General features: G+C 74.3%; 4 protein-coding genes and 1 pseudogene. 1 reads left to right on the top strand and 4 read right to left on the bottom strand.

Annotated elements, in window-relative coordinates; all coding sequences use genetic code 11:
- The 3 genes and pseudogenes from ABZ641_RS24205 to ABZ641_RS24215 all read right to left on the bottom strand — a co-directional run.
- The coding region (locus tag ABZ641_RS24205; protein WP_359984822.1) for an SUKH-4 family immunity protein at nt 1-421 on the bottom strand (421 nt) is incomplete at its 3' end.
- A gap of 110 nt (nt 422-531) precedes the next feature.
- Complete coding sequence (locus tag ABZ641_RS24210; protein WP_359984825.1) at nt 532-1,749, bottom strand: cation:proton antiporter; 1,218 nt, start codon at nt 1,747-1,749, stop codon at nt 532-534.
- 280 nt (nt 1,750-2,029) lie between these two features.
- Nucleotides 2,030-3,823 (bottom strand): annotated as a pseudogene (locus ABZ641_RS24215) (glycoside hydrolase family 3 N-terminal domain-containing protein); the annotation flags it as partial.
- A gap of 519 nt (nt 3,824-4,342) precedes the next feature.
- Between ABZ641_RS24215 and ABZ641_RS24220 the strand changes: the two are divergent.
- On the top strand, nt 4,343-4,891 hold the full coding sequence (locus ABZ641_RS24220) for a TetR/AcrR family transcriptional regulator (protein ID WP_344627186.1): 549 nt from the start codon (nt 4,343-4,345) through the stop codon (nt 4,889-4,891).
- A 294-nt stretch (nt 4,892-5,185) separates the two neighbouring features.
- Here the strand turns inward: ABZ641_RS24220 and ABZ641_RS24225 are convergent.
- The coding region (locus tag ABZ641_RS24225) for an ROK family protein (RefSeq protein WP_359984828.1) at nt 5,186-5,640 on the bottom strand (455 nt) is incomplete at its 5' end.

A 5,640-nucleotide genomic window follows, 5' to 3' on the forward strand; every position in this document is an offset into this window, starting at 1 on the left:
CGGGCAGTGCGCCGGCCACCTGGCCGCCGTAGCCCCGGGCGTGGTCCCAGCCCTCGGGGTCGTACATCTCGACGACGCCGGTGTCGCCGCGCACCATGAGGTGCCGCACGCCGTAGGTGCCGATGCAGTACGCGTGGCAGGCGGGCGGCGAGTCGTCATCGGGCCTGCGGAGGCCGTAGAGCTCGTCCGGGTCCTCCGCCCACATGCCCTTCTCCGGAAGGTCCCCGGAGTGCCAGTCCACGAAGGAGAGCCGGACGGCCGGCACCCCGACCGTGGTCAGGAAGTCCCGTACCCCGGCGTTCGTCAGTGACGCCGGCAGTTCGGCCTCGGTCGGCCGCCAGACCGTCCCCGGGCCGAAGCAGGACTCCAGCCAGGCGGCCGTGGGTCGCCGTGCGGCGGCCACCACCTCGGACTCGTTCACGGCCGCTCCCCCGTTCGTTCGGCAAGGCCGCCATTCAACCGCACTCCGCCGACACCCTCGCCCGCCGTTCCCCGCCCGTCGTTCGCTCGTCACCGCGGGCCGCGGTGGCCTCAGCCACCGCCGTCGCGGCCGGTGCGGCGGGCGTAGCGGGCGGCGAGCGGCCCGTAGGTGAGGCCGTGCAGGACGAGGCTCATCAGGACGGTCATGGTCATCAACTGGCCGACCAGGTCGGCGGCGTGCGGGTCGACGGGGGCCAGGCCGTTGAAGGCGAGCAGGCCGTACACGATGGTGGCCATCCCGCGGGGGCCGAGCCAGGCCAGCATCAGCCGGTCGGCTCGATGGAGGCCACTGCCGACCAGGGCGAGCAGGACGGGGAGGACGCGGACGACGGTGAGCGACAGGGCGGCGTAGGCCACCACCCGGCCGTCGAAGTCGCCGGTGAAGGCCTGGGTGACGAGTTCGCCGAAGACGAACCAGAGTGCCAGCGAGAGCAGCGCACCGACGTCCTCGACCAGGTGCAGGGCCTTGGGCGGCAGGGCCCGCACGTCGGGTGCGAAGCAGAGCCCGGCGACGAACGCCGCGATGAAACCGCTGCCGTCCAGCAGGATGCCCAGCCCGTACGCGGCGAGCGGCAGGGCGAGGATGCCGAGCCGGACGGCGGAGGGTCTCGTCCAGCCGGCCTGCCAGGCGCGGCGCAGCAGCAGGCCGCCGGGGCGGCCGACGAGCGCGCCGGCGACGACGGCCCGGAGCACGGCGTCGAGGGCGTCGCCGAGCGGGTTTCCGGTGGGTTGCGGGACGTCGCCGTAGGCGTCGGCGCCGGCCAGGCAGAGCAGGAAGAGGGGCGCGAGGATGCCGTCGTTGAGGCCGGTCTCGACGGTGAGGACGCCGCGCAGCCAGGACGGCAGCCGGCTGTCCTTGATCACTTCGGCGGCGGGTGCGAGGTCGACGGCGACGGTCACCGCGGCGAACAGGGCGACCAGCCACCAGCGGCCGGACGGGAAGAGCAGTCCGCCGACCAGCACGCCGGCGAGGACGGTGAGCGGCAGGGCCACCAGCAGCAGCCGGGCGAGCAGGCGTCGGTGTGCGCGGACGACACCCTTCGGCACGGCGGTGGCGTCGGTGAAGAGCAGCACGGCGAGGATGATCTCGACGGCGCGCTCGGCGTCCGAGGTGGTCATGCTGACGGTGACCAGCGGGTGCGGGCCGACGGTCAGCACCACGCCGGCCGCGGTCATCGCGACGGGGGCGGTGATGCTCCAGCGGGCGAGCCGTCCGGCCACCAGGACCCACGCGAAGAGCGTCCCCATGCTGACGACCAGCGCGATCACGCGCGCACCTGTCTTCCCCCGGTGCGCGACCGGACGGCGGCGGAGTGCTCCCGATCGTATGCGCGGCGGATCCGCGGGCCGGTCCGCGAGGCACTCCCCGCGTGTCCCGGCGGGCGGGCCGGTGCGGGAGCTGGTGCGCGGGGTGGTGCGCGGGGTGGTGCGCGGAGGACCCTCCCTGCGCCGGGAGGGTCCTCCACGGGTCCCCGCCGCCGCTGGGTCGGCAGCGGCGGCGGGTGGCCTGGTGCCGGGACCGCGGGTGCGGCCGGCGCGGGTGCGGTCAGCGGCGGGTGGTGAGGCCGAAGCCGTACGGGAAGAGCGGGTCGTAGTGGCGGTCGCCGATGTTGATCGGCTCCTGGGCCTCGCTGCGCGGCCAGCTGACCGGGAGCTTGCCGGTGAAGCCCCGCTTGCCGAAGAGCACGTCGGCGACGCCGCCGCCCTCGCTGCCGGGCAGCCAGGACATCACGAAGGCGTCGGCCTTCGGCAGTTCGCCGGTGATGATCTGCGGACGGCCGGCCACGTCGAGGACGACGCAGGTGGGAACGGCGGCGCAGACGCGGTCGACGTTCGCCCGGTCGGTGTCGGAGAGGTTCAGGGTGTGGCCGTTGCCGACGTCGCCCATGCCCTCGGCGTACGGGGTCTCGCCGACGACCACGACGCCGACGTCGTACCCGGCGGCGGGCGCGGAGGCGTCCCGGCTGTACGCCGCGTCCGGGGCGTACTGGCGGATGCCCTGGAGGATCGTGGTGCCCGGAATCGTGGTGCCGCTCTGCCCCTGCCAGGTGACGGTCCATCCGCCGGCCTGGTTGCCGATGTCGTCGGCGTTGGCGCCGGCGACGTAGATCTTCTGGTGGGCCTTCAGCGGCAGGGCGCGGTCGGCGTTCTTCAGCAGGACCTGGGACTCGGCGACGGCACGGCGGGCGACCGCGCGGTGGGCGTCCGAGCCGATGGTCGCGGCGTTGGAGCGGTCGGTGTAGGGGTGTTCGAAGAGGCCGAGCTCGAACTTGGCGCGCAGGATGCGGCGCACCGCGTCGTCGATCCGGGAGAGCGGCACGCGGCCGGCCTGCACCTCGGCGAGCAGGGCCTGCTCGAACTTCCCGGCGCTGTACGGCACCATGAACATGTCCAGGCCGGCGTTGACGGCGGTGCGCACCTGGGTCGGGTAGTCGCCGGGGATCTGGTTGATCGCGTCCCAGTCGCTGATCAGGAAGCCGTCGAAGCCGATCTTCTGCTTGAGGACGTCGGTGAGCAGTTCCTTGTTGGCGCTCATCCTGACGGGGTTCCCGATGCCGTCCTCCGTCCAGTCGACGCTGGAGTAGGACGGCATGATGCTGCCGACGTCGTGCTTGCGGACGGCGGTGACGTAGGGGGCGAGGTCGACCGTCCGGAAGTGCTCGCGGTCGGTGATCGTGACGCCCTGGTCCAGCTTGTAGCTGCCGCTGGTGGAGCTGCCGTAGGCGGTGTCGCCGTCACCGGCGTAGTGCTTGACGGTCGCCAGCACCCGGTCGGGGCGGGCGAGGTCCTTGCGGCTGTCGCCCTGGAAGCCGTCGACGGCGGTCTCCATCCGGGAGACCAGGTCCGGGTCCTCGGCATAGCTCTCGTAGGTGCGGCCCCACCGGTCGTCGCGGGCCACGCAGACGCACGGTGCGAACACCCACTGCGGGCCGGTGGCCCGGGTCTCGGTGGCGGTGATGTGGGCGGCCCGCTCGACGAGGTCCGGGTCGCGGGTGGCACCCATCGCGATGTTGTGCGGGAAGACGGTCGCGCCGACCAGGTTGTTGTGGCCGTGGACGGAGTCGACGCCGTACAGCAGCGGGATGTGCAGCCGGGTCGCGAGGGCGCGCTGCTGGTAGCCGTCGACCATGTCGGCCCAGGCGGCGGGGGTGTTGGGGGTGGGCGTGGAGCCGCCGCCGGAGAGCAGCGAGCCGAGCTTCAGGTCGGTGATCTGCGCCCGGTCGGCGTCGACGGCGTTGCGCTCGGCCTGGGTCATCTGGCCGATCTTCTCGTCCGGGGTCATCCGCGCGAGGAGGTCCTTGACGCGTTGCTGCACGGGCAGTTTCGCGTCGAGGTACGGCAGCGGGCGTCCGCCGGCGGCCGGCTCGGCGGCCTGCGCCGTGCTCAGCGGCACGGTGCCCGCGGCCAGGGCGGACGCGGCGAGCAGGGCGCCGGCGAGCAGGGCCCGGCGGCGCGGGCGGCGGGTGGTGCCGTGACGGGTGGGTTCCACGTGTCTCTCCGTATCGCGGTGGATGGGCGGACACGCGCACACAGGCGCGTCCGGCGGCGGCAGGGGGCCGCGCCGGGTGGTGCACTGCTGAGGGCCGCTGACATGCAATCAGACCTACCGACCACTAGGTAAGTCTTCTGCCCCACTTTTTTCAGAGCTTGACGGATCGTCGGCCGCGGGGACGGACGGCGCCCGGCGACCCGTCCGCGGGCCCGGTCCGGGGGCTCGTACACTCACCCGGTGACCCTCGACCGCACCGCCGACCACAGCCCCGACCAGCCCGCGGAGCACCCGGCGCACCGCGCCCCGGGCGGCGCCCGCTCCCCGCGGCCGGGTGGTGCGCGCCGCCGCGAGGAGATCCTCGCGATCGCCGTGGAGACCTTCGCCACCCGCGGGTACCACCACGCCTCGCTCGCCGAGATCGCCGAACGGGCCGGCCTCACCCAGCCCGGCCTGCTGCACCACTTCCGTTCCAAGACCGCCCTGCTCAGCGGCGTGCTGGAGCTGCGGGACGACTCCGAGATGGCCCAGCTCGGCACGGAGCGGCCGCGCGGCCTCGCCCTCCTCGACCACCTGGTGGAGACGGTGCGGCGCAATGCGGAGCGCGAGGGCATCGTCCGGCTGTACGCGGTGCTCTCCGCCGAGAGCGTCACCGAGGGCCACCCGGCCCAGGACTTCTTCCGCAGCCGCTACGCCGGCCTGCGGGCCATGGTGGTGGAGGCCCTCGTCGAGGCCTGCGAGCTCGGCGAGACCCGGGCGGACACCGACGTCGAGTCGGTGGCCAACGCGATCATCGCGGTGATGGACGGCCTGCAGCTCCAGTGGCTGCTGGCCCCGGAGTCGGTGGACATGGCCGCCACCACCCGCCGCACCATCGACGCGCTCCTCGCCGGCCTGCGCACCGGCGACCGGCCCGGCTGAGCCGCTCCCGGACGGCGGGCACGGCGCCGGCCGGTCCCGGGGCGGGGCGGGCCGGCGGGAGTCGTACGGTGGCCCACGAGACCGATCCGCGGGTCGACGCGCACATCGACGCCCTGCCCGGCCGGCAGCAGGACGTCTGCCGCCGGGTCAGGGACCTGGTGCGCGGGGCCGACCCGGAGGTCGAGGAGACGGTCGAGCGGACCGTCCGGCCCCGTGCGTCCGCGGCGTCCGCGGCGTCCGGCGAGAGGCCTTCGTTGTCGGGTCGGGACGCATCCTCCGCACAGGAACCGCCTCTCAGGTCCGGCGGCCGAAGAGCGGGCCGAGGACGAGTTCGGCGGCGCCCGCGGCGACGGCGAGGTGGCCGGCGGCGGCGAGGGTGACCGGGACGGGCTGCCATTCGGGGTCGGGGATGCGGGCCTCCAGCTGGGCGGTGACGCCGTCGAGGTAGGTGTCGGGGGCTGCCAGTACGGCGCGGCCGCCGAGCACCACCCGGTCGATGTCGAGCAGCCGGACGAGGTTGGCGACGCCCACGCCGACCAGCCGGGCGGCGGCCGCGTGGTCGCCGCGCTCCAGGGCGGCGAGGCAGAGCACCTCCAGGCAGCCGTGGTTGCCGCAGGCGCAGAGCGGCCCGTCGACCTGCACGGTCTGGTGGCCGAACTCGCCGGCGTTGGTGCGGGTGCCGCGGTGCAGCGCGCCGTCGAGGAGCAGGCCCGCGCCGAGTCCGGCGGCGAGGTGGACGTAGGCGAGGC

Source organism: Kitasatospora sp. NPDC007106 (assembly GCF_040634455.1).
Taxonomy (GTDB): Bacteria; Actinomycetota; Actinomycetes; order Streptomycetales; family Streptomycetaceae; genus Kitasatospora; species Kitasatospora arboriphila.